This is a genomic window from Kutzneria chonburiensis (assembly GCF_028622115.1).
In the GTDB taxonomy this organism is placed as follows: Bacteria; Actinomycetota; Actinomycetes; order Mycobacteriales; family Pseudonocardiaceae; genus Kutzneria; species Kutzneria chonburiensis.
On the sequence record NZ_CP097263.1, the window covers coordinates 234,253 to 257,755 of the forward strand.

General features: G+C 70.1%; 23 protein-coding genes. 13 read left to right on the forward strand and 10 right to left on the reverse strand.

All coding sequences use genetic code 11. From position 1 onward, the window contains the following. Positions 1 to 65: 65 nt before the first annotated feature. The 5 genes from yajC to M3Q35_RS01230 all read left to right on the forward strand — a co-directional run bounded on the left by yajC (position 66) and on the right by M3Q35_RS01230 (position 6,704). The gene (yajC, locus tag M3Q35_RS01210) at positions 66 to 443 is read left to right on the forward strand and encodes a preprotein translocase subunit YajC (protein ID WP_273939697.1); all 378 of its coding nucleotides are present in this window, start codon (positions 66 to 68) and stop codon (positions 441 to 443) included. A gap of 185 nt (positions 444 to 628) precedes the next feature. Beyond that, positions 629 to 2,395, forward strand: a complete 1,767-nt coding sequence (secD, locus tag M3Q35_RS01215) for a protein translocase subunit SecD (protein WP_273939698.1) — start codon at positions 629 to 631, stop codon at positions 2,393 to 2,395. Position 2,396: 1 nt separating this feature from the next. Next, on the forward strand, positions 2,397 to 3,629 hold the full coding sequence (gene secF / locus M3Q35_RS01220) for a protein translocase subunit SecF (RefSeq protein ID WP_273939699.1): 1,233 nt from the start codon (positions 2,397 to 2,399) through the stop codon (positions 3,627 to 3,629). Further along, on the forward strand, positions 3,626 to 4,153 hold the full coding sequence (locus M3Q35_RS01225) for an adenine phosphoribosyltransferase (RefSeq protein ID WP_273944217.1): 528 nt from the start codon (positions 3,626 to 3,628) through the stop codon (positions 4,151 to 4,153). Before secF ends, M3Q35_RS01225 begins: the two co-directional genes overlap by 4 nt. 250 nt (positions 4,154 to 4,403) lie before the next feature. Then, positions 4,404 to 6,704, forward strand: a complete 2,301-nt coding sequence (locus M3Q35_RS01230; RefSeq protein ID WP_273939700.1) for a RelA/SpoT family protein — start codon at positions 4,404 to 4,406, stop codon at positions 6,702 to 6,704. Between the two features lie 49 nt (positions 6,705 to 6,753). Here the strand turns inward: M3Q35_RS01230 and M3Q35_RS01235 are convergent, their stop codons facing one another. Continuing rightward, complete coding sequence (locus tag M3Q35_RS01235; RefSeq protein WP_273944218.1) at positions 6,754 to 7,611, reverse strand: peptidylprolyl isomerase; 858 nt, start codon at positions 7,609 to 7,611, stop codon at positions 6,754 to 6,756. Positions 7,612 to 7,741: 130 nt separating this feature from the next. Here M3Q35_RS01235 and M3Q35_RS01240 point away from each other — a divergent pair, with 130 nt between their 5' ends. The 3 genes from M3Q35_RS01240 to hisS are packed head-to-tail and all read left to right on the forward strand — an operon-like array spanning position 7,742 to position 10,357. Further along, positions 7,742 to 8,437, forward strand: a complete 696-nt coding sequence (locus M3Q35_RS01240; RefSeq protein WP_273939701.1) for an MBL fold metallo-hydrolase — start codon at positions 7,742 to 7,744, stop codon at positions 8,435 to 8,437. A 3-nt stretch (positions 8,438 to 8,440) separates the two neighbouring features. Further along, entirely contained in the window at positions 8,441 to 9,073 is a 633-nt protein-coding gene (locus M3Q35_RS01245) for a hypothetical protein (RefSeq protein ID WP_273939702.1), read from the forward strand. A gap of 30 nt (positions 9,074 to 9,103) precedes the next feature. Further along, positions 9,104 to 10,357, forward strand: a complete 1,254-nt coding sequence (gene hisS / locus M3Q35_RS01250; RefSeq protein WP_273944219.1) for a histidine--tRNA ligase — start codon at positions 9,104 to 9,106, stop codon at positions 10,355 to 10,357. Here the strand turns inward: hisS and M3Q35_RS01255 are convergent, their stop codons facing one another. Further along, complete coding sequence (locus M3Q35_RS01255; protein ID WP_273939703.1) at positions 10,358 to 11,956, reverse strand: YibE/F family protein; 1,599 nt, start codon at positions 11,954 to 11,956, stop codon at positions 10,358 to 10,360. It abuts the gene before it with no gap. Between the two features lie 87 nt (positions 11,957 to 12,043). Between M3Q35_RS01255 and M3Q35_RS01260 the strand changes: the two genes are divergently transcribed. Continuing rightward, the gene (locus M3Q35_RS01260; protein WP_273939704.1) at positions 12,044 to 13,972 is read left to right on the forward strand and encodes an intein-containing Rv2578c family radical SAM protein; all 1,929 of its coding nucleotides are present in this window, start codon (positions 12,044 to 12,046) and stop codon (positions 13,970 to 13,972) included. Between the two features lie 3 nt (positions 13,973 to 13,975). On the opposite strand, the gene M3Q35_RS01265 is transcribed toward M3Q35_RS01260, so the two are convergent. Then, complete coding sequence (locus tag M3Q35_RS01265) at positions 13,976 to 14,791, reverse strand: SAM-dependent methyltransferase (RefSeq protein WP_273939705.1); 816 nt, start codon at positions 14,789 to 14,791, stop codon at positions 13,976 to 13,978. A gap of 219 nt (positions 14,792 to 15,010) precedes the next feature. Here M3Q35_RS01265 and M3Q35_RS01270 point away from each other — a divergent pair, with 219 nt between their 5' ends. The 4 genes from M3Q35_RS01270 to M3Q35_RS01285 all read left to right on the forward strand — a co-directional run bounded on the left by M3Q35_RS01270 (position 15,011) and on the right by M3Q35_RS01285 (position 17,985). Continuing rightward, the gene (locus M3Q35_RS01270) at positions 15,011 to 15,916 is read left to right on the forward strand and encodes a helix-turn-helix domain-containing protein (protein ID WP_379793787.1); all 906 of its coding nucleotides are present in this window, start codon (positions 15,011 to 15,013) and stop codon (positions 15,914 to 15,916) included. A gap of 245 nt (positions 15,917 to 16,161) precedes the next feature. Further along, complete coding sequence (locus M3Q35_RS01275; RefSeq protein WP_273939707.1) at positions 16,162 to 16,488, forward strand: hypothetical protein; 327 nt, start codon at positions 16,162 to 16,164, stop codon at positions 16,486 to 16,488. A gap of 97 nt (positions 16,489 to 16,585) precedes the next feature. Then, a complete protein-coding gene (locus tag M3Q35_RS01280) occupies positions 16,586 to 17,518 on the forward strand; it encodes a lysylphosphatidylglycerol synthase transmembrane domain-containing protein (RefSeq protein ID WP_273939708.1) in 933 nt (310 codons plus the stop codon). Between the two features lie 125 nt (positions 17,519 to 17,643). Next, positions 17,644 to 17,985: a DUF4259 domain-containing protein gene (locus M3Q35_RS01285; RefSeq protein ID WP_273939709.1), complete on the forward strand. Its 342-nt coding sequence runs from the start codon at positions 17,644 to 17,646 to the stop codon at positions 17,983 to 17,985. On the opposite strand, the gene M3Q35_RS01290 is transcribed toward M3Q35_RS01285, so the two are convergent. The 7 genes from M3Q35_RS01290 to M3Q35_RS01320 all read right to left on the reverse strand — a co-directional run bounded on the left by M3Q35_RS01290 (position 17,967) and on the right by M3Q35_RS01320 (position 23,436). Next, the gene (locus M3Q35_RS01290) at positions 17,967 to 19,157 is read right to left on the reverse strand and encodes an RNA polymerase sigma factor (protein WP_273939710.1); all 1,191 of its coding nucleotides are present in this window, start codon (positions 19,155 to 19,157) and stop codon (positions 17,967 to 17,969) included. The two genes, M3Q35_RS01285 and M3Q35_RS01290, sit on opposite strands and share 19 nt — an antisense overlap. Then, positions 19,154 to 19,492 (reverse strand): YciI family protein, encoded by a 339-nt coding sequence (locus tag M3Q35_RS01295; protein WP_273944220.1) that lies wholly within the window; start codon positions 19,490 to 19,492, stop codon positions 19,154 to 19,156. The genes M3Q35_RS01290 and M3Q35_RS01295 overlap by 4 nt, the downstream gene beginning before the upstream one ends. 77 nt (positions 19,493 to 19,569) lie before the next feature. Then, the gene (locus tag M3Q35_RS01300; protein WP_273939711.1) at positions 19,570 to 20,175 is read right to left on the reverse strand and encodes a maleylpyruvate isomerase family mycothiol-dependent enzyme; all 606 of its coding nucleotides are present in this window, start codon (positions 20,173 to 20,175) and stop codon (positions 19,570 to 19,572) included. 44 nt (positions 20,176 to 20,219) lie between these two features. After that, positions 20,220 to 20,636 (reverse strand): MarR family winged helix-turn-helix transcriptional regulator, encoded by a 417-nt coding sequence (locus tag M3Q35_RS01305; RefSeq protein WP_273939712.1) that lies wholly within the window; start codon positions 20,634 to 20,636, stop codon positions 20,220 to 20,222. 13 nt (positions 20,637 to 20,649) lie between these two features. Continuing rightward, a complete protein-coding gene (locus M3Q35_RS01310) occupies positions 20,650 to 21,078 on the reverse strand; it encodes an SRPBCC family protein (protein WP_273939713.1) in 429 nt (142 codons plus the stop codon). Positions 21,079 to 21,108: 30 nt separating this feature from the next. Further along, positions 21,109 to 22,230: an MFS transporter gene (locus M3Q35_RS01315; protein ID WP_273939714.1), complete on the reverse strand. Its 1,122-nt coding sequence runs from the start codon at positions 22,228 to 22,230 to the stop codon at positions 21,109 to 21,111. A 3-nt stretch (positions 22,231 to 22,233) separates the two neighbouring features. Further along, a complete protein-coding gene (locus M3Q35_RS01320; RefSeq protein WP_273939715.1) occupies positions 22,234 to 23,436 on the reverse strand; it encodes a metal-dependent hydrolase family protein in 1,203 nt (400 codons plus the stop codon). Positions 23,437 to 23,503 lie beyond the last annotated feature (67 nt).

The window sequence follows — 23,503 nt, forward strand, 5'->3', positions numbered from 1 at the left end:
ACTCAATGGGCATACCCAGCATGTGACGCCCGCCGAAGGTATGGGCCGTCGCCGAACGGAGAATGATGGACCCCTCGAACCTGCTGCTTCCGCTTCTGATCATCCTGGTCGGCGGCATGCTCTTCTTCGGCAGCCGTCGCCAGCGCAAGGCGGTGGCCGCGCAGCAGCAGCTGCAGACGTCGCTGACCGTCGGCGACCGGGTGATGACCACGTCCGGCCTGTTCGCCACGGTGGCGGGTGTCGACTCGGAGACCGACATCGACCTGGAGATCGCGCCGGGTGTCGTGACGACCTGGCTGCGGGCCGCGGTCCGCGAGAAGGTGAACCCGACGACCGACTCGGACGTCGTGGAGTCCGAGGACGCGGACGAGGAGCAGACCGCGGGCGAGCCGGCGAGCACCGCCGAGATCGCTCCCCCGCTGGAGAGCAAGACCAAGAGCTGAGCCGTCCGGCCGGTGCGGGGTCGCCCACGCAGGGGCGACCTCGCACAGTGACGCGCGCCTCACACGGTGGGGAGTACGCTGCGACCTCGCCCGCACTCTGACCGCCACGTGAGGGCACCCTGTCGCCCGGCCCGGGCCTCGGGGTACACCACCGACAACTATCAGCACGAGGAGACCGACCGACCGTGGCACCTCCGGCCGGGCAGATCCGCCCAGTGCGTTACCTGGGTGTCTTCGCCCTCATCGTGGTCGTGCTCTACGCCTTGGTGTTCTTCACCGGCAGTGGACAGCCGACGCCCAAACTCGGTATCGACCTGCAAGGGGGCACGCGGGTCACGCTGACCGCGATCTCCCCGGACGGCAAGCCACCGGCACAGGACTCCCTCAACCAGGCCCGCCAGATCCTGGCCGACCGCGTCAACGGCAACGGCGTCTCCGGCGCCGAGATCGTCCAGGACGGCAGCAACCTGGTCATCACCGCGCCGGGCAACGACGGCGACCAGCTGAAGTCGGTGAGCCAGCCGGCCGTGCTGAAGTTCCGGCCGGTGCTGATCGACGCCCAGTCGAACCAGCCGATGATCGTGCCGGTCGCTCCGCCGAGCACCTCGAGCAAGCCGACGACCAGCGGCAACACCGCCAAGCCGAGCGGCTCGACCACGCCGACCAGCACCTCGGCCACGTCGACCTCGACCTCGGCCAAGCCGCAGGGCATGCCGGTGCCGATGAAGCAGGCCGCGCCGACCACGACGACGAACCCGTCGCCGTCCACGTCGGCCTCCTCGACCACCACGACCGGCCCGCCGCCCAGCGTGAGCGGTGTCGCGGACCCGAACCAGGCCAAGGCGATCCAGCAGGCCAAGGCGGTCCGGCAGAACCCGGCCGTGGTCAGCGACCCGACCGCGCAGCAGGCCGCGCTCGCCGCGCTCGACTGCTCCAAGCCCGACCCGATGGCCGGGTACGACGACTCGGACAAGCCGCTGGTCACCTGCGACCGCGACCACCAGAACAAGTACATCCTCGGCCCGTCCTTCCTGGAGGGCAAGGAGATCGCCTCCGCGCAGTCGCAGTTCGACTCGCAGCAGGCGCAGTGGATCGTCACGCTGACCTTCAAGGCCGACGGGGCCAAGACCTGGGCCGACTACACCGGCAAGAACGTCGGCCAGTACGCCGCGTTCACGCTGGACGGCCAGGTGCAGTCCGCGCCCAAGATCAACCAGCAGATCATCGGCAACACCGAGATCAGCGGCTCGTTCACCCAGGCCTCGTCCAAGCAGCTGGCCAACTCGCTGAGCTACGGCTCGCTGCCGCTGTCGTTCACCGTGTCGGAGAACCAGACGGTGTCGGCCACGCTGGGCCTGTCCTCGTTGCAGGCCGGCCTGCTGGCCGGCGGCCTCGGCCTGCTGCTGGTGATCATCTACTGTCTGTTCTACTACCGGGCGCTGGGCGTGCTGACCCTGCTCTCGCTGATCTGCTCCGGCCTGGTCGTGTACGCGATCCTGGTGCTGTTCGGGCGGTGGATCAACTACAGCCTCGACCTGCCCGGCATCGCCGGTTTCATCATCGCCATCGGTATCACCGCCGACTCCTTCGTGGTGTTCTTCGAACGCATGAAGGACGAAGTGCGCGAGGGCCGGTCGTTCCGGTCCGCGGTGCCACGGGCCTGGGTCCGCGCCCGGCGCACCATCCTGTCCGCCGACGCGGTCAGCTTCCTCGCCGCCGCGGTGCTGTACACGCTGGCCGTCGGCGACGTGCGCGGCTTCGCGTTCACCACCGGCATGTCCACGGTGATCGACCTGCTGGTGGTCTTCATCGTCACGCACCCGTTGGTGGCGCTGGCCTCCCGCTCCAAGACCCTGTCCAAGCCGGCCTTCTCCGGCCTCGGCGCCGTGCACGACGCCGGCGTGGAGCTGCGTGCCGCCGAGCGCGCCGCCAACCCCGTGAAGGAGGCGTGACGTGTCGACTCCAGTGAAGCCGCCGAAGCACGGTGTCCTGCACAACCTGTACGTCGGCACCGGCGCGTTCGACATCATCGGCAAGCGCAAGCGCTGGTACATCGCGTTCGCCGTGCTGATCGCGATCTGCCTGGGCTCGATGGCCATCAAGGGCTTCAACTACGGCATCGAGTTCAGCGGCGGCACGCAGATCCAGATGCCGGTGAAGGGCCAGTCCGGCAACGCCACCACCGATGACGCGCTCGCGGTCTACAAGCAGGCCATCGGCCACGACGCCGAGCAGGCCCAGACCGTCGGCTCGGGCGAATCGGCGACGATCCAGCTGCGCTCGGTGCCGCTGGACGGCACGCAGGTGGTCAAGCTCAAGGAAGCGCTGTTCGCCAAGTTCAAGCCGCTGGGCACCAACGGGCAGCCCAACCAGCAGTCCATCAGCGACAGCGCGGTCAGCTCGTCCTGGGGCGGCGAGATCTCCCAGAAGGCGCTCATCGCGCTGGCCGTGTTCCTGGTGCTGGTGACCATCTTCCTGACGTTCTACTTCGAACGCGCGATGGCCATCGCCGCACTGGGCTCGCTGGTCAACGACCTGATCGTGACCGCGGGCGTGTACTCCATCGTCGGCTTCGAGGTCACGCCGGCCACGGTGATCGGCTTCCTGACGATTCTGGGCTTCTCGCTGTACGACACCGTTGTCGTGTTCGACAAGGTCCGGGAGAACACCCGAGGCCTGCTCAAGCTGACCCGGCGCACCTACGGCGAGGCGGCCAACCTGGCCGTCAACCAGACCCTGATGCGCTCCATCAACACCTCGCTGATCGCGCTGCTGCCGGTGCTCGGCCTGCTCGTGGTCGGCGTCGTGCTGCTGGGCGTCGGCACGCTCCAGGACCTGGCGCTGATCCAGCTCACCGGTATGTTGGTCGGCGCGGTCTCGTCGATCTTCCTGGCAACCCCGCTGGTGGTGGACCTGAAGATGCGCGACCCGAAGTACAAGCAGCAGGCCGAGCGGGTCGCGCACCGCCGCGCCAACCTGGCCCGCAAGGCCGAGCTGGCCGCCCAGGGGGAATCTGGCCAGGGCATCGAGGACGGCGGGGACTTCGACCCGAGCGACGACGAGGCCCTGAGCGCCGAGATCCGCAAGGAGAAGGCCATGGCCGCGGCGGCCAGCACGCCGTCGCGCACGCCCAAGGCGCGGCCGTCCGGCAAGAGCGGCCGTCCGACCGGGAAGAGGCGGCACTGAGCAGCACCGCACTCGACGGCGCGCTCGGGCTCATCCGGGAGGTCCCCGACTTCCCCGAGCCCGGCGTGCTGTTCCGGGACATCAGCCCGGTGCTCGCCGACCCGGCGGCCTTCCGCGTCCTGGTGGACGCGATGGCCGCCGGGCTGCCGGCCGGCACCGACGCCGTGGTGGCCATCGAGGCCCGCGGCTTCATCCTCGGCGCGGCCATCGCCTACGCCAGCGGCCTCGGCCTGGTGTGCGTGCGCAAGCCCGGCAAGCTGCCGGCGGTGCGGCACCGGGTCAGCTACGCGCTGGAGTACGGCACCGCCACGCTCGAGCTGCCGGAGGACACCATTCGCGCAGGTCAGCGCGTTGCCATCGTGGACGACGTGCTGGCAACCGGTGGCACCGTCGCCGCTACCCGTGAGCTGGTCGAACACGCAGGCGGCATCGTCACGGGCGTGTCCGTGATCCTCGAACTGGCCTTCTTGAAGGGCCGCGACCGCGTCCCCGGCGTGGACGTCACAGCGCTCGTCACCACCTGACACCCCCGCGAGTCCCGCTTAGCGTCACACCGAAACGCCGAGTTTTTTTCGTGCTTTCGGTGTGACGGTGGGCGGGACTCGCCGGGGTCTGGGGGCCGGTGGGCTGAACAGCGTTGACTAGTGCGGCCGATATTCGTCCCACGTTCGTCGTGTCGAGCGGCACGCTTGTCGTGATCCGGAATCCTCGGGCTCGATCCAGAGTTATCCTCGGTGCAGAAACTTTGCTACCCCGATAGCACCGGGAGTGTGGTTGAGCCAAGACGTCGAACCCGCCGCATCGCCACAGCCGGTGGCTGCTCGGCCACCCTCGGCGACGCGTCGGGTGCGCGCGCGCCTGGCCCGCCGGATCACCGCGCAGCGCGCCGCACCGGTCAAGCAGGTGCTGGAGCCGCTGGCCGCGGTGCACCGCGAACTGCACCCCAAGGCCGACCTGGGCCTGTTGCAGTTCGCCTACGACGTCGCCGAGGAGAAGCACCGCAGTCAGCGGCGCAAGTCCGGCGACCCGTACATCACCCACCCGCTGGCCGTCGCCACCATCCTGGCCGAGCTGGGCATGGACACCACCACGCTGGTCGCCGCCCTGCTGCACGACACCGTCGAGGACACCGACTACTCGCTCGACCTGCTCAGCGAGGACTTCGGCGACGAGGTGGCGCACCTGGTCGACGGCGTCACCAAGCTGGACAAGGTCAAGCTGGGCGCGGCGGCCGAGGCTGAGACCATCCGCAAGATGGTCATCGCCATGGCCCGCGACCCCCGGGTGCTGGTGATCAAGCTGGCCGACCGGCTGCACAACATGCGCACCATGCGCTTCCTGCCGCCGGAGAAGCAGGCCCGCAAGGCCCGCGAGACGCTGGAGGTGCTGGCCCCGCTGGCCCACCGCCTCGGCATGGCCACCGTCAAGTGGGAGCTGGAGGACCTGGCCTTCGCCATTCTGCAGCCCAAGAAGTACGACGAGATCGTGCGGCTGGTGGCCAACCGGGCCCCGTCCCGCGACACCTACCTGCGCAAGGTCGTCGACGAGCTGAACAGCCAGCTCGAGTCGTCCCGGATCAACGCCAAGGTCGAGGGCAGGCCCAAGCACTACTACTCGATCAACCAGAAGATGATCGTCCGGGGCCGCGACTTCGACGACATCCACGACCTGGTCGGCGTGCGCATCATGGTCGACGACGTGCGCGACTGCTACGCCGCCATGGGCGTGGTGCACGCGCTGTGGCAGCCGATGCCCGGCCGGTTCAAGGACTACATCGCCCAGCCCCGGTTCGGCGTCTACCAGTCGCTGCACACCACCGTGATCGGCCCGGACGGCAAGCCGCTCGAGGTGCAGATCCGCACCCACGACATGCACCGCACGGCCGAGTACGGCATCGCCGCGCACTGGCGGTACAAGGAGACCAAGGGCACCCACTCCGGCCGTGGCGTCGAGGTCGACGAGATGGCCTGGATGCGGCAGCTGCTGGACTGGCAGCGGGAGGCCGCCGACCCGGGCGAGTTCCTCGAGGCGCTGCGCTACGACCTGGCCGCCCGCGAGATCTTCGTGTTCACGCCCAAGGGCGACGTGGAGACGCTGCCGGCGGACTCCACGCCGGTCGACTTCGCGTACGCCGTGCACACCGAGGTCGGCAACCGCTGCATCGGCGCGCGGGTGAACGGCCGGCTGGTGGCGCTGGAGCGCAAGCTGGAGAACGGTGAGGTCGTCGAGATCTTCACCTCGAAGGCCGAGGGCGCCGGGCCCAGCCGGGACTGGCTGGCCTTCGTCGCCTCGCCGCGGGCCAAGGCCAAGATCAAGCAGTGGTTCGCCAAGGAACGGCGTGAGGAGGCGATCGAGGCCGGCAAGGAGTCGATCGCCAAGGAGGTCCGCCGGGTCGGGCTGCCGATCCAGCGGCTGGTCACCGCCGACTCGATGGGCGCGCTGACCAAGGAGCTGCGGCTGGCCGACGTCAGCGCGCTGTACCGGGCGGTCGGCGAAGGACAGGTCTCCGGCCGGCACCTGGTGCAGCGGCTGGTGGCGCTGCTCGGCGGCGTCGACCATGCCGAGGAGGAGCTGGCCGAGCGGGCCACGCCGTCCACGGTGGTGCGGCGGCGCGCGCCCGGCGACCCGGGCGTTGTCGTCAAGGACGCCAGCGATGTGTGGGTCAAGCTGGCCCGCTGCTGCACGCCGGTGCCGGGCGACGACATCATGGGCTTCGTGACCCGCGGCGGCGGCGTGTCCGTGCACCGCACCGACTGCACCAACGCCACCGAGCTGCTGGCCTCGCCGGAGCGGCTGGTCGACGTGGAGTGGGCGCCGAACTCGTCCTCGCTGTTCCTGGTGGCCATCCAGGTCGAGGCGCTCGACCGGCACCGGCTGCTGTCCGACATCACCAAGGTGCTGGCCGACGAGAAGGTCAACATCCTGTCGGCCTCGGTGACCACGTCCAAGGACCGGGTGGCGGTCAGCCGCTTCTCGTTCGAGATGGGCGACCCCAAGCACCTCGGCCACGTGCTCAAGGTGGTCCGCGGCGTCGAGGGCGTCTACGACGTCTACCGCGTGACCTCCGCGTCCTGAGGTGAAAAAGGGGCCCCGCCTTTCGGCGGGGCCCCTTTTCATGTCCGGCTCAGGCCGCGACCTGGGACTTGGTGATGGTGACCTTCTTGTTCGGGTGGCCACCGCCGGCGCTGCTGTCGTAGGCGCCGTCGTCACCGGCGCGGGCGATGTCGTCGATCACCTTCAGGCCGGCGTCGGAGATGGTGCCGAAGACGGTGTAGCTGGGCGGCAGCTGCGCGTCGCCGTAGACCAGGAAGAACTGGCTGCCGTTGGTGTTCGGGCCCGAGTTGGCCATGGCCAGGTAGCCGCGGCCGTACTTGATCGAGTCCCACACCTCGTCGTTGAACTTGTAGCCGGGGCCGCCGGTGCCGTCGCCCTTGGGGTCGCCGCACTGGAGCATCTGCAGGCCCGACGTGCTCAGCCGGTGGCAGCTGGTGTTGTCGTAGTAGCCCTGGCCGGACAGGCTCACGAAGCTGTTCACCGCGCACGGCGCGAGCGAGCGGTCCAACGTGAGCGGGATGTCGCCGTCGTTGGTCTTCAGCGTGACCGCCACCGTGCCCTGGGCCGAGACGTTGGCGCCGTTGGGCAGGTTGTTGGCCTTGGCCGCGTCGCCGTCCTTGGTGTACGTGCAGTTCACCGTGGCGCCCAGCGGCGTCGGCCGCTTCGGCGCGGCGGCCAGCGCGGTCGGGATGGTGATCGGCGCCTTCGACGTCGGGGTGGTCGGCGTGGTCGACTGCGACGCCGCGTCGGAGGAGCTGGTGCCGCTGGCGGCGACCGCCCACCAGATGCCACCGGCGGCCAGCAGCACCACCACCGTGGTCACGGAAATGCTGGTCAGGCGGCGGCGACGGGCCCGCTGAGCTCGGCGAACGAGCTGCCGCTCCAACTTCCGCTTCGCGGCCTCGCGGCGCTGTTCGTTGCTCGGCACCTGCGCTCTCCCCATGGTCGTGACGACAAGACTGCCGCGAGTGTAGGACGACGGGGTGTGACCGCTGTGTGGTGGTCCCCGCCCGGTAGGCTTGGCGGGTTCGTCCGCCGCCCAGATGGAGGTTCCGCCCGTGCTCGTCGTCGGGTTCCCGACCGGCGCCCTCCAGGCCAACTGCTATCTGCTGGCGGCCGGCGAAGGCGAGGCCTGCGTCGTCGTCGACCCTGGTCAGGACGCGGTCGAGCCGATCGCCGACGCGCTGCGCAAGCACCGGCTGTCCCCGGTCGCCGTGCTGCTCACGCACGGTCATTTCGATCACGCCTTTTCCGTGACGCCGGTGTGCGACGGCAACGACGTGCCGGCCTGGATTCACCCCGACGACCGCGGCATGCTGTCCGATCCGCTGCGCGGCGTGAGCGCGGAGACGGCCGCGTTCTTCGGCGGCCGCCTGGAGATGCGCGAGCCGTCCGAGGTCCGCGAGCTGTCCGACGGCGTCACCCTTGACCTGGCCGGGCTCCAGCTGCTGGTCGACCACACGCCGGGCCACACCGGCGGCTCGGTGATGTTCCGTGCCGGCACCGAGGAGGGCGGCCGGCTGGTGCTGTCCGGCGACACCCTGTTCGCCGGCTCCATCGGGCGCACCGACCTGCCCGGCGGCGACCACTCGGCGATGCTGGACTCGTTGCGGGACAAGGTGTTGACCCTGCCCGACGACACCGTGGTGCTGCCGGGGCACGGTGGCACGACGACCATCGGGCGGGAACGCGCCGGCAACCCGTTCCTGCTCGGCCTCGACGACCGTCCCTCCGCGCCGCGACGGGGGATGTGAGGCGTGTCCGAGCGCATCCCGCTTGACCTGCTGGAGCCGGCGGTGGTGCGCAAGCGCGCCCGCTTCGTGGTGATCGCCGCGCTGGTGCTGGGCCTGGTCATCGGCGAGGTGGTGGCGCTGCTCGGTGGCTTGATCGCCGGTGGTGTCACGGCGCTGGTGGTGGCCGTGCCGATCATCGTGCTGGCGCTGGTGGAGGCCCGCCGCCGGGTGTGGCTGGAAGGCTCGCAGGTCTGCGTACGGGCGCTGGGCACGCGGACCGTCGACCTGCACGGCCTGACCGACCTGGACCTGATGGTCACCGACGTGCGCGGCAACCGCACCATCGGCCTGCTGGTCACCGGCGCACCCAAGGGCCGCACGATCAACGTCGCGCTGGCCACGTACACCGCGGTCGCCGGGCGCTCGCTGGGCATCCTGGCGCTGCGGCGGCTGGCCGACGGCCTGTCCGGCGCCGGCGACCCCGGCCCGCTGGTCTTCGCCGAGCTGCTGGTGGCCGAACTGCGGGCCGAGGCACGCGGCGAGGACCTGCCCGGCCGGCCGCTATTTCAGTTGGCCGCCGCCGTGCCGGGCGGCAAGCTGGCCCAACGTATCCAGACCGACGCCGTGACCCGATTCGTGGCCACGCTCGACTCCTAAAACACTCGCTGAGGAACCGACACCGTGAAGATGGACAACAGCCCCGCCCGGGGCACCCGTGACCTGCTCCCGTCGGCCGTGGCCACCCGGGACCATGTGCTCGCCACGATCACGGACGTCTACCACCGGTTCGGCTACCAGCGCATCGAGACCCCGGCGCTGGAGGACATCACCCGGCTCACCGGCGGCCAGGGCGGCGAGAACGAGAAGCTGCTGTTCCAGGTGCTGCGGCGGGGGCTGCCGGCCATCGTCGAGGCCGGCACGCCGCTGTCCGAGCTGGTCGACCTCGGGCTGCGCTTCGACCTGACCGTCCCGCTGACCCGGTTCTACGGCAACAACCAGGCCGCGCTGCCGCAGCCGTTCCGGTCCTTCCAGTTCGGGCCGGTGTGGCGGGCCGAGCGGCCGGCCAAGGGCCGCTACCGGCAGTTCTACCAGTGCGACATCGACATGATCGGCGAGGCCTCGGTGCTGGCCGAGGTGGAGCTGATCGAGGCGACCGCGGCGGCGCTGGCCGGCGTCGGCCTGACCGGCACCACCGTCCGGCTGTCCGACCGGCGCTACCTGTCGGCGCTGGCCGCCGCGGTCGGACTGGACGAGTCGGCCTGGTCCGGCTTCTTCATCGGCCTGGACAAGCTGGACAAGATCGGCTGGGACGGCGTGCGGGCCGAGCTGACCGGCCGTGGCCTGCCCGGCGAGGCCGTGGACGCGGCGCGGGAGCGGATCGAGGCCCTCACCGGCCTGGCCGCCGACAAGGTGGCCGACGCGCTGTCCGACACCATCCCGTCGCTGGCCGACGACGTCGTCGCCGACCTCGGCACGGTCGCCGGCTGCCTGGACGACCTGGCCGGGCTCACCTGGGAGTTCGACCCGACCCTGGTCCGCGGCATGGGCTACTACACCGGCCAGATCTTCGAGGTCGGCCACCCGTCGGTGAGCTACTCGCTGGCCGGCGGCGGCCGCTACGACCGGCTGGTCGGCCGTTCGCTGGGCAAGGACGTGCCGGCCTGCGGCTTCTCCATCGGCTTCGAGCGCATCGTCGACATGCTGGGCGAGCTGCCCCGTGCGGACAGCGTCGCCGTGCTGTTCGAGTCCGATGTCCCGCTGGCTCGCGTGTTCGAGGTGGCTCGTGGCGTGCGGGGCGATGGTAGGACCGCCGCCGTGCAGCCCCGTTCCGGCAAGTTCGGCGCGCAGCTGGGTCGGCTGGAGGCCGCCGGCTTCACGTCGTTCATCCACGTCAAGGCCGACACCGTCGAGGTCGAGGAGAGGCCGCTCGGCGGCAAGTGATCAGCGCCGGTCCTCGGCGTTGTACGGACGGTTGCGCAGCTCGGGCGGCGCGGACGGGTGGCCGCCCGGCAGCTCGGGCGGCGGCGGCAGCCGTCGGGTCTGACCCGGCGGCGGCTGCCGCCGCGGGACCTGCCCCTGGCGCGGCGCCATCTGGGTCTGCTGCTCGGGCCGCGGTCGCCGCATGGCTTCCGTGGGCTGATGTTGGTGCGCCCCAGGCGGATTCTGGGGACGTGGGCGCACGGCCTCGAACCGTTCGGTGGGCATGTCGTCCGGGTTGACGCGCTTGCGGCGGGCCGGCTGCTCCGGTTCGGGCTTCTGCTCGGCCTTGGGCGGCTCGGGCTCCGGGACGTCCGCCGGCTCGGCCACTGCCGGCTCGTCGATCTCCTCCTGGCGGGCGATCATGGCTGCGAGGAAGGTCGTGATGGGTACGGAGGCCACCAGGCCGATGCTGCCGACCAGGGTTCGCACCAGTTCCTGGGCGATGGTCTCGGCGGTCAGCAGGTCGGTGAGCCCGCGGCCGCTCGCGGAATAGGCCAGCAGCAGCGGCAGACCCGCACCGGCGTAGGCCATCACGAGTGTGTTGACCGACGAGGACATGTGGTCGCGGCCGATGCGCAGGCCGGCGGCGTACAGGTCGCGCCAGCCGAGCTTGGGGTTGGCCCGCCGCAGCTCCCACACGGCGCTGGTCTGCGTGACGGTCACGTCGTCGAGCACGCCGACCGAGCCGATCACGATGCCGGCCAGCAGCAGTCCGCGGGCGTCGATGCCGTGGCCCAGCACGGAGATCAGGTTCGCGGTGTCCTCGTCGAGACCGGTCAGGTTGGCGACGACGGAGAACAGCCAGCCCAGCACCCCGATCAGGCCCAGGCTGACCAGCGTGCCGACCACGGCCGTGGATGTTCGCGCCGACAGCCCATGGGTCAGGTACAGCACCATGAACATGATCACCGCGGCGCCGACCACGCCGACGGTGAGCGGGTCCTTTCCGGCAACCATCGCCGGCAGTACAAAAAGGACGATGACCACGAAGGTGAGAACCAGCGCGCCCAACGCCTTCAGACCCTGCATCCGGCCCAGGATCAGCACCGCCGCCGCGAACAGCACGCCCAGCAGCGCCAATGGGAAACCGCGCTGGAAGTCCAGCAGCTGGTACGAGCCGGGATCATTGGGATCGGCGCCGTTGTAGCCGAGCACGACCTTGTCGCCAACGGTGAACCGCGGCGTGGACGGCTCGATCGGCATCGGCTCGGTGATGGACTGCTGGTTGTCCAGCTGCACCGTGATGGCCTCGCACTGCTTGCCACCACCGCCACTGTTATCCCCGCCCCCTCCTCCACACGCACTGGCCACCACCTTCGTGACCACGCCGTACTCGGTGACCATGGCCTGCTGGGTGGTGTTCGCGTGGCCGCCCCAGGGGAACAGCACCACGACGCCGACGACCGTCAGGGCGGCGAGCGGCAGCAGCAGGCCGATGACCAGCCTGCGCACCCGGGCCGACGCCGGGGCGGCCGGCTCGTGGCCGTGTCCGTGCCCGTGGCTCATCACCACATCCTGACTGGTCCCCGCTCCGGCCTTGCCGCGGGTGCCGTTCTCCATGCCGGTGCAGACTCCGCTGCCACCTGTTCGGTTGCTCCGAACGCCGATCCGGTTGACGCGCGATCGAACATGTGTTCGACTGCTGGGGTGCGATGGGACGAGCAACGGGTCGACCGTGACGAACCGGCGCTGCTGGGACTGTCCGGCCTCATCAGGTCGGTGCGGTCGCCGGAGTTCAACGGCGTGGTGTTCCACGAGGTGCGGGCCAAGAGCGTGCTGAACCGGGTGCCCGGCGGGTCGCCCATGCCGTTCAGCTGGACCGTCAACCCCTACCGCGGCTGCACCCACGCCTGCGTCTACTGCCTGGCCGGCGAGACGCCGATCCTGCTGGCCGACGGCGGCACGAAACCGTTGGCCCGACTGGAAGTCGGCGACGACATCGTCGGCACGCGGGTGGTCGGGGCCGAGCGGCGCTACGTGCGGACGAAGGTGCTGGCGCACTGGCGAACCAGCAAGCGCGCCTACCGGATCACCCTGCACGACGGCACCGAGATCGTGGCCAGCGGCGACCACCGCTTCCTCGCCGCCGACGGCTGGCGCTACGTCACCGGGGCCATGCGGCCTCATCTGACCGTCGGCGTCCGCCTTGTCGGCACCGGGAGTTTCGCCTTACCGCCGGAGGAAACCGAGGGCTACCAACGGGGTTACCTGTGCGGCATGGTCCAGGGCGGTGGCATGGAAGGCTTTCGGGTCGCGCTGGCCGGCGCCGAGGGCATCGACCGCACCGAGCGCTACCTGTCCGAGCTCGGCACCTCGGCCGTGCCGGAGGAACTACCGCTGGCGCCGGGGTTGGACTGGCACAAGGGTTTGCTGGCCGGCATCTTCGACGCGCGGGGCAGCGTCCGTGACGGCGTGATCCGGATCTTCACCCGGGACCACCGGCTGCTGGACGCGATCGGCCTGGCGTTGAAGGAACTCCACTTCGACCACCACGTGACCGAGGACCGCCGGGCCGTGGTGCTGACCGCGGAGCTGGGGGAGCGGCTGCGGTTCCGGCAGACCGTCGATCCGGCCACCGCCGACCGGCTGGCCCTGGACGGCGAGCTGGTGCCGGCCGCGGACCGGACCGTGACGAGGATCGAACGCCTGGAATCCCGGGGCCTGTACGACATCACCACCGGCACCGGCGACTTCGTCGCCGACGGAATCGTCAGCCACAATTGTTTTGCCAGAAACACCCACACGTATCTTGATCTCGACTCGGGGCACGATTTCGACAGCCAGGTCGTGGTCAAGGTCAATGCCGCGGAGTTGTTGCGGGCCAAGCTTTCCTCCCCGCGCTGGACCCGCGAGCACGTGGCCATGGGCACCAACACCGACCCGTACCAACGGGCCGAAGGCCGTTATCAACTCATGCCCGGCATCATCAAGGCGTTGGCCGACAACAGCACCCCGTTCTCCATCCTGACCAAGGGCACCACCATGTCCCGCGACATCCCATTGCTGGCCGAGGCGGCCAAGCGGGTGCCGGTCGGGTTGGGCGTGTCGATCGCCTTGCTGGACAAGGAGATCCACCACACCTTGGAGCCCGGCACGCCCAGCCCGCAGGCCCGGCTGGAGCTGGTCCGGCGGCTGGCCGACGCCGGGCTGCCGTGCGGCGTGTTCATCGCGCCGGTGCTGCCGGGACTGACCGATTCGGCCGAGCAGCTGGACGACCTGCTGGCGGCGATCGCCGCGGCCGGCGCCACCGGCGTGACCGTGCTGGCGCTGCATCTGCGTCCGGGCGCGAAAGAGTGGTTTGCCGGCTGGCTGAAACGGGAACACCCGCAATTGGTCCCTGGCTACCGCGAGCTGTACGGCACCGGCAGCTATGCGGACCGTCGCTACCGGCGCCGACTCGCGGCCCTGGTGGAACCGTTGGTGCGCAAGCACGGACTCGCGCCCAAGGTCGCCAGGGACGCCCCGTCCGGCGTGCCCGGCGCGGACCAGGACGCGACCTGGCCGGCCGGGGCGCTGCCGGTCGACGCGGTGGCCCCTGCCCACCGCGTCGACCAGGAGCAGCTCACTCTGCTGTAGGACTTACGGCTTGCGGCCGATGCCGCCGACGATGCAGTACTGCACCGGGTCCATCGGCCGGATCTGCGGGCCGTCCGGCCACCAGCGCACGCACTCGACCACGCCCGGCTCCACCATCTCCAGGCCGGGGAACATGCCCTCGATCTCGGCCCTGGTGCGGAACACGCCGCTGCCCATCGGGCTGTGCACGAACATGTCCTCCATGCGGCGGGCCAGCTCGTTGTACTCCTCCGACTCGGGGTCGAAGAAGTGGCTGATGCCCACGTACGAGCCCGACGGCAGCGCGTCAACGTAGGTCTGCATGATCTCGTGCACCCGGTCGCCGGTGTAGTGGTGCAGGGTGCCCATGTGGAACAGGGCCAGCGGCTCGTTGAAGTCGATGTACTTGCGCACCACCTCGTCCTGCAGCACCGACTCCGGGTCGAAGATGTCGGCCGCGCTGAAGTGGGTCTGGTCGTTCTCCTCCAGCAGCGCGCGGCCGTGCGCGATCACCACCGGGTCGTTGTCCACGTAGACGACCTTGGAGTCCGGGCTGAGCCGCTGCGCCACCTGGTGCGTGTTCTCCGCCGTGGGCAGGCCGGATCCGCAGTCGAGGTACTGCGTGATGTTGGTCTGGCTGGCGATGAACCGGGTCGCGCGGATCAGGAAGTTCCGGTTGTCGATGGCGAGCAGCGCGGCCTCGGGCGCGACCGACTTCACCCGCCGGAACACCTCCCGGTCGACCTCGTAGTTGTCCTTCCCGTTCAGGAAGGCGTCGTACACGCGGGCAATGCTGGCCTTGGTCGTGTCGATGTGCACTGGTGCTTTGGGAGTGGGCATCTCCGCCTCGCAGACCGTCAGGGTGGTTCCGACAACCGAGCGAGTAAGCCTATTGGTGCCCGACAACTGCGGTAAACGGCGGTGCGCTGTCGGGCTCGGCCTGCCTCGGTGTACGTTGAGTAGTCGGGTTCGCCGGCAAAAGGCCCTGATGGAAGCGCTTGGGGAGGGGCCGGCGAGCAGGGCGGACCCGGGTGCTGGAGGCGTAAGGGAGGAGCCGGAATGGGCGCGATTGACCCCACCAATTCATCCGAAAGTGGTAACGGCCGCTCGGTTGATCACGGTGCTGGGCCGACCGCGCGGCGGATCGTGCTCGGTTCACAGCTGCGCCGGCTGCGGGAGGCGGCCGAGATCACCAGGGCCGACGCCGGCTACGCCATCCGCGGCTCCGAGTCCAAGATCAGCCGGCTCGAGCTGGGGCGGGTCAGCTTCAAGGAGCGCGACGTCGCCGATCTCCTGTCGCTGTACGGCGTGGACGATCCGGGGGAGCGCGAGGTCTTCCTCGAGATGGTCAAGCGGTCCAACGAGCCCGGGTGGTGGCACCGGTTCACCGACCTGATGCCCGACTGGTTCCAGGACTACGTCGGCCTCGAGGAGTCCGCGGCCCGGATCCAGACGTACGAGGCGCAGTTCGTGCCGGGCCTGTTGCAGACCGAGGACTACGCGCGGGCCATCGCCACGCGCGGCCGGCCCGAGGCGGCCAGCGACGTCGTCGAGCGGCGGGTGCGGCTGCGGTTGAAGCGGCAGGAGCTGCTGACCAGGCCCAACGCGCCGCGGCTGTGGGCCGTGCTCGACGAGTCGGTGCTGCACCGGCCCATCGGCGGCAAGGAGGTGATGCGGGCGCAGCTGAAGCGGCTGATCGAGTTCACCAAGCGGCCCAACATCACCATTCAGGTGGTTCCGTTCGATCTGAGCGGGTACGCGGCCGAGGGATCCTTCACAATGCTGCGCTTCGCCGAGCCGGAGCTGCCCAACCTGGTCTACATCGAGCACCTGACCGGGGCGCTGTACCTGGACAAGCGGCAGGAGATCGAGCAGTACAGCCGGGTCGTCGACCGGCTGATGGTCGACGCCGAGACCCCTGAGCGCAGCCGTCGTTCGCTGGGCGAAGTCATGGACGCCCTTTAGCTTTCGCGCGGAAGATCACCCCACCGGCCCAACTTGCGAGTCGCGCAGATGCACGTGCATGTGAGCGTGCTAGTGTGACGCAGCGCTCAGATGCACGTGCAGCTGCAAGCCCGAATGCAAGTCTGGAGGGTGGGGAGCATGGCCGACGTAGCCGGTGCCGGCTCTCCGGGGACCGCTGCCCGGTGCACGAGCGCGCCCAGCTCCCGCTACCAGGGCCGTGATCGCGGCTGCCCCGGAGGACGGCGATGACCGCACCCAGCTCCACCGACCTACGCCTGGCCGAACTGGTCAGCCGTGGCTTCCGGTTCATGCATCCCCGCAACCCCGACGGCCACGTCGTCGCCGTGATCGGCGTGCGGGCCCACCACAACGTCATCGACGTCGTGTGGCTGCGCGGTGAGGACGACGTCATCGCCACCCGGATGCCGGGCGACGAGACCAACTTCCTCACGCCGGCCCGCATCATCTGGCGCTCCTCCGGCACCGCCGGCGAGGTACTGGACGAGCTGCTCGGCCTGCCCGACGACCGCACCCCCGGCACCGTCCTGCTCCGCCACGCCGTCGCCAGCTGAGCTGTTCGGAACGGACCATTCCTCGACTCGGAGTTTGGCAACGGCGCTTTCATGGCGCCGCCCGGCCGCCGCGGCGGGCTCGAACTACCATCGCCCGATGACCGCGGTGCGCCGGATCAAGATCATCGCCACCGGCCTCGCGCTCGTGTTGCTCGCCGTTGAACTCTGGTACGGGGCGCCCGCTCTCGCCGCCGCGCTCGCCCACCTTCGGACGCCGAACTGGCCGTTGCTCGGTCTTGCCGTGGTCGCCGATCTGGGCTCGATGGGCCTGTTCGCCCGCATGCAGCGCCGTCTGCTGCGCGCCGCCGGCACGCTCGTGCCGATCCAGCGGGCCGTCGCCCTCGCCTACGCCGCCCATTCCCTGAGCGTCACTCTTCCAGGTGGTCCCGTCTTCTCGACCGCGTTCAACTTCTCGCAGATGCGGCGATTCGGGGCGACACCCGCCGTCGCGTCCTGGGCTGTCGCCGTCAGCGGCACGCTGTCCACCGGCACGTTGATCCTCATCGGCGCCGTCGGCGGTGTGCTGGCCCGTGGCGGTCATGGCTGGCTCGCGTTGGCCGGCGACGTCATCGTGGCCATCGGGCTCGCCGTCTGCCTGCGTACCTTCGTGCAGCACCCCAATTGGCTGCTTTGGTTGTGCGGCAAGGTGTTGACCGGTTTCGCGCGGATTACCGGTCGGTCTGTCGAGCGTGGCAACCGGTTGGTCAGCGGCGCCGTCGAGCAGCTGTCCGTGATCCGCATGTCCACCCGGGACCTTCGCATCGCCATGGCTTTCGCCGCCGGCAACTGGCTGCTCGACGCCGTCTGCTTCGGCCTCTGCTGCGTCGCCGCCGGCGTTCCCGGCCTTTCCGTCGCCCAGATCTTCATCGCCTACACCGCCGGCATGGCCGCCGCCAGCTTCCCCCTCGTCCCCGGCGGCCTCGGCGTCGTGGACGGCGCCCTCATCCTCGGCCTCGCCGCCGGCGGCACCCTCTCGACGACGCCGTCGCCGGCGTCATCCTCTACCGCCTCATCAGCCTCGTCCTGGTGATCGGCGTCGGCTGGGTCCTGTGGGCCGTCCTCCGTCGCCGCCACGAAGCCCTGATCGCCGACTGACTTTTTGTCAGGGGTGCCTGGTTGCATGGGCAGCAGCATCGGGTGATCGAAGGAGTGAGCGTGGGGGCATGGGGTGCGGGTCCGTTCGACAACGACGACGCCGCCGACTTCGTCGGCGACATCGGCCGGCTGGGTGAGGCCGACCGGCGAGAGGCGTTGCGTGCCGCATTGACGGCCGCTGTTGCCGAGGAGGGCTATCTCGACGCCGACATCGGGTCGGTCGCGGTTGCCGCGGCCGCCCTCGTGGCGAGTGGCGAGTACGACTTGGGCGAACTCGTCGAGCAGGCGTTGGACCGCGTGCTCGAGGACGACTCCGAGTTGGCCCAGTTATGGGCGGAGCACGGGGACGCCAATCCGTGGCCGACGGAGATCGCGAGGCTGCGTCAGGCGGTCAGCTCCTGAAGTCGCCGCGTCAGGAATGCCTGCTCTGTCGCGTTTTCCGTGAGGCCGATGGCCCGGCGGTAGGCGTCGGCGGCTTCTGTCGGCCGGTCGAGTCGGCGTAGCAGATCGGCTCGGGCCGCGTGGAAGACGTGATAGGCGGGCAGATCCAGGTCGTCGACGATGGCCAGAGCTGTTGCCGGGCCGGACACCTCGGCGACGGCGACGGCGCGGTGCAGTGCGACGACGGGCGTGGGGGTGAAGTGCATGAGCTGGTCGTAGAGCTGCACGATCTGGGCCCAGTCGGTCGGCGGATCGCTGTGCACGGCGTTGATCGCGGCCTGGATCTGGTACGGGCCGGGCCGCCGCCAGCCGAGGCAGCGGCGCACGATGGCCTGGCCCTCGGCGACGAGGGCGGCGTCCCAGCGTCCGCGGTCCTGGTCGTTGAGCAGCACAAGGTCGCCGGCGGCGGTGGTACGGGCGTCCCGGCGGGAGTGCACGAGCAGCATCAGCGCCAGCAGGCCCCACACCTCGGGCTCGTCGGGCATCAGCTCGGCCAGCACGCGGGCCAGCCGGACGGCCTCCGTGCACAGGTCGTCCCGGACCAGTTCGGCGCCGGAGCTCGCGGTGTGCCCCTCGGTGAAGATCAGGTACAGCACCGCGAGCACCGCCCGCAGCCGGTCCGGCAGATCGGCGTCGCGCGGCACCCGGTAGGGGATGCCGGCATCGCGGATCTTGGCCTTCGCCCGCACGATCCGTTGCGCCATGGTCTTTTCCGGCACCAGGAACGCCTTCGCGATCTCCGGCGTCCCGAGGCCGCCGAGCAGCCGCAGCGTCAGCGCCACCCGTGCCGCCGGGGCCAACGCCGGGTGGCAGCACGTGAAGATCAGCCGCAGCCGCTCGTCACGCACGGGTCCCTCCTCAACCGGATCCTCCGCGGCGTGCAGCAGTGCCGCCTGGGCGTGCTTGTCCTGCCTTGACGCCTCTCGCCGCAGGCGGTCGATCGCCGCGTTGCGGGCCGTCGTGATGATCCAGCCCGCCGGGCTCGGCGGCTCGCCCTGCTCAGGCCACTTGCGGACCGCCGTCGCGAAGGCTTCCTGCACGGCCTCTTCCGCGATGTCGATGTCACCGAACGTCCTGATGAGCACCGACACCGCCCGCCCGTACTCCGCCGCGAAGACCCGCTCGATGCTCACTGGAACGGTCGGACCTCGATCGGCAACGTCGTCGCCGCCGCCAACTTGCGTCCCCACACCAGTGCCTCGTCCAGGTCCGCTGCCTGCACGATCGTCAAGCCGCCCAGGTGTTCCTTGCCCTCCACGTACGGGCCGTCCGTCATGCCGACCTCGTCGTCCCGCACCCGGATCACGGTGGCCGTGTCCGGCGGGAACAGGCCGCCGTCGAACACCCACGCCCCCTTCGCCCGCATCTCCTCGTTCAGTGCCGTCAGCGCCGTCATGATCGGCCCCAGCACCTCCGGTCCCGGGATCGGGCCGTCCGGCTGGTACACGCTGAGCAGGTACTTCTTCATGGTGAGCGCCTCCTTGAGGTGGATTCTCACCCCCTACACGAACGGCCCGCACGCCGATCGACACCCGCGTGGGATTTCTATCGGCTGAACCGGTCGCTCGTGAGGCGCCCGGCCGGCAGCTTCCGTCCGCACAACACGAGGAGCAGGTCCTGGGCGCTGCCGTGCAGCGGCTCCCCGTCGCCGTAGGTCCAGTCGAGGTCGTCGGCCACCAGCCGCACCCCGTCGAGGTCCACGCCGAAGAACCCGACCGCCCGGGCATTGATCCCGTCCATCACGGCCCGCATCCGCTCCCTCGGCACCGGCTTGTCGACACCCAGCGCCACCGTGATGTCCAGGCCGTGGATCACGTCGTGCGACAGCGCCCCGACAAAACCGCCGCCCGGCGGCTTCCATGCGTGCTCCGCGTTGTCCCTCATGCTCGCGACAAGGTCGTTCACGGACATGGCTTCCGCATCACGCCGCGCCGTCGTGTCCGCCATGCGGTTCACGTCGCCTCGCGCCTTCAGCATCGCCAGCGCGAACCGTGGCATCGACGTGCGAAACGGCATCGTCAGGTGCGCCACCACCTCGCGTACCCGCCACCCTGCACACAGCGTCGCCGCGTCCCACTCCCGCTCCGACAGCCCCGCCAGCAGTTCCGCCAGCTCACGCCGCTGATCCGCGATCATCGTCCTGATGTCCATCGGGCTCCGTCCCTCGGTGTCATCAGACGTCGAACGGGATCGAGCTACTCGGACGTCCGGAACTCCGCGATGTCACGAAAGGTGGCGCGAAGCCCGGATGCCGCCGAGCCGAAGAGCTGCTCGTCGAGCGACTGTGCCTGTTCGATGGCATCCCGGGCCACGGCACGGCCCTTCGGGGTCAGGCTCACGCGGAGCGAACGGGCGTTGGACTCGTTGGCCTGTCGGGTGATCAAGCCCTGGTCCTGGAGGACGCGGATGACGCGGGAGGTCATTTGACGGTCGGTGCCGGCACCGTCGGCGACCTGCTGCTGGGTGGGCGGGCCGTCGACGTGCTCCAGCCAACCGGCGGTAGCCAGCACCATGAACTGCGTGGGCGTCAGGCCCAGCGGGCGCAGCCGGGCGTCCAACTCGGCCCGCCAGGTCAACGCGGCGTGGTGCAGCCAGAACCCAGCCGACAGCATCGGGCCCGACTCCTCACGCGGCATGGCGTCGGGCCGCCTCTCGCTCCAGCGCGGTGAACGTCTTCAGCATGTCGGCCCGCATGCGCCGGCCGAAGTAGAAGCGAAACAGCGGCGCGAGCGGCCCGTAGACCCGCACTGTCTTGACGCAGCGGATTTTCCCGTCGCCGCGCGGCTCGAAGGTGTTCGTCCCGGCGATCTTCCCGCCGGGCAGGCCGCATTCCGACGCCCAACTCCGGAGCGGGACGACGTCGGTGATGGTCCAGTCCGTTGCGGGGCCGCCGTGCGGCTTGGACCAGCCGGTCGTGCCCGCCTCGAACGGCCCGTCCAGCCGGGCGGCCTGCTCGTGCGGATCCCAGGCCGGCCACCCGTTGACGTCGGCGACCACGGCCCAGGCCGTGGCCGCGTCGGCGGTGATCTCCGCCTGCGCGCTGAACTCGTACATGTGTCCTCCCATTGGTGTCGCGACACCAACCTACTTGGTGTCGCGACACCATGCAACGCTCGCGGCGGCGACCAGCACCAGTCCGGGCAGGACCAGCAGGCTCAGCCGGAGTCCGACGGCCTGCGCCAGGGCCCCGCTGACCAGCGGACCGACGATCTGGCCGAGGCCGGCGACCGTGAGGATCTCGCCGAGGGCCTGGTCGGCGGTGCGATGACTGGCGCTGACGTGCAGGGCCGAGGCCAGCGGGAACGTGCCACCGATGCCGATGCCGGCCACGGCGAGCCCGATCGTCGCGACGGTGGCGTTGGTGGCCGTCAGCAGAATGGGGGAGCCGACCAGCGCGGCGGCCAGGGACAGTTGGAGCACGACCGCGGTGGACAGCCGGCGCGCCAGCCGGCTGGCCAGCAGTCGGCCGACGAGATTGGCCGCGTACAGGGCGCTGACCAGGGCGACGGACGTGTCCTGGGCGATGCCGACGTCGTCGTGCAGGTAGCTGGCGGCCCAGAAGCTGAGGGTGAACTCCAGGGCCACCACGGCGAAGATCGTCAACAGCGAGCGGCCCGGCCGGTGACGGTCGGCGGCGGCGCGCGCTGGCGGGCTCGCCGCCGGCAGTTTGATGGACGCCATGGCCGCCGCGGCGGCGACAACCACCACGGCGACCAGCGCGAAGGAGAACCGCCAGGTCAGCCACGTGGCGGCGCAGGCGCTGACCACCACCGGCGTCAGGATGCCGGCGAGGCTGACCGAGATCTCGCCTTCCGTCATGGCGATGACGCGGTGAACGTGGTGCAGGTCCGACAGCAGCGCCCACATCCGGATCAGCGCCGTGGTGGCGAACGCGCTCAGCAGCAGCGCCGCCATGAGCGTTGCCGCGAACACCTGGCCGTAGCCGAGCAGCAGGGCCGCGGCCGCCGCCCCGATGAGGCCGACGACCGTCGCCAGCCGTCTCGGCACCGTCCAGCGGCTGGCCAGGACGCCGGCGGTGATGCCGCCGACGGCGAAGGCCACCTGGTGCAGCGCGCCGACGACGTACGAGATCTGCTCGGTTTCGCGCAGGTACGGCAGCGCCGGTCCGAGCAGCGCGTTGACGGCGCCGAACGCGAACAGTGCGGCGAAGCAGACCCAGGTCGCGGTGTCACGGCGATAGCTCACCGCTCAGACCACCCGGATCCCGTCCTTCCACACTTCATGGATGTTCGTGGGCAAACTCGGGAAGTCATAGGGATCACCGTTCACCACCACGAGGTCCGCGCGCCAGCCCGGCTCGATGCGGCCCAGTTGGTCGTCCAGGCCCAGCAGTTTGGCCGACGACGAGGTCGTCGCTGTAACGACGTCAGCCGGCGACATGCCGCAGGCGTGCATCAGGGCCAGTTCTTCCAGGTTCGTCCCGTGCGGCCCCACGCCGCTGTCCGTGCCCATCGCGATCCGGACGCCCGCTGCGTGCGCCCGGCGGACCGAATCCCGGTGCGCCACCACGACTTCTCGCGCCTTCGCCACCACCGCCGCCGGCAGATCCACGCCCGCGTCCGCCGCTCGCAGCACGTTCACCGGTGCGACCAGCGTCGGCACCAGCCAGGTCCCGTTGCCCAGCATCAGTTCGATCGCCTCGTCATCCAGGTAGATGCCGTGCTCGATCGACCGCACACCCGCCCGCACCGCGTTCTTGATCCCCTCCGCGCCTTGGGCGTGCGCCATCACCGGGCGGCCTTGCATCTTCGCCTCGGTATTCAGGACATCCAGCTCCTCCGGCGTGAACTGCGAGTGCCGCGGGTCGTCCCTCGGCGACAGCACCCCGCCCGTCGTGCACACCTTCAGCACGTCCGCCCCCGCCCGCAGCAGCGTCCGGGCCACCTTCCGCATCTCGTCCGGTCCGTCCACCCTGCTGTCCGGCCGCCCCGGATGCGGCGGCATCAGCGGCACGGACAGGCCTGACGGATGCCAGGCATCCCCGTGCCCGCCCGTCGGGCTGATCAGTCCCACCGAGATCTGCATCCTCGGCCCCGGAATCAGCCCGTCCTCCACCGCCTGCTTGATCCCCAGATCCGCCCCGGCAGCGTCCCGTACGGTCGTGATCCCTTGCTTCAGCGTCGCCCGCAGATTCCTCGCCGCCTCGTAGAACTGGTACGAGAACGGCTTCTGCACCCTCGCCAGCAGCCCGATGTCCGAGACCGTCACGTGCACGTGGCAGTCGAACAACCCCGGCAGCAGCACCTTTCCGGCGCAGTCCACCCCCTCGTCCCCGTCCAGCCCGGTCCCGACATCGACGATCCGGCCGTCCTCCACCACCACGTCCGCCGGCGCCGGATCCGTGCCCGTCCCGTCGAAGACCGAACCCCCGCTGAACACCGTGCGCGCCATGCCGTCTCCCTCCCGATCATCTCCGGCCTACCCGCCGACGCGTCGGCAGGCAACCCGCCGGACGTTT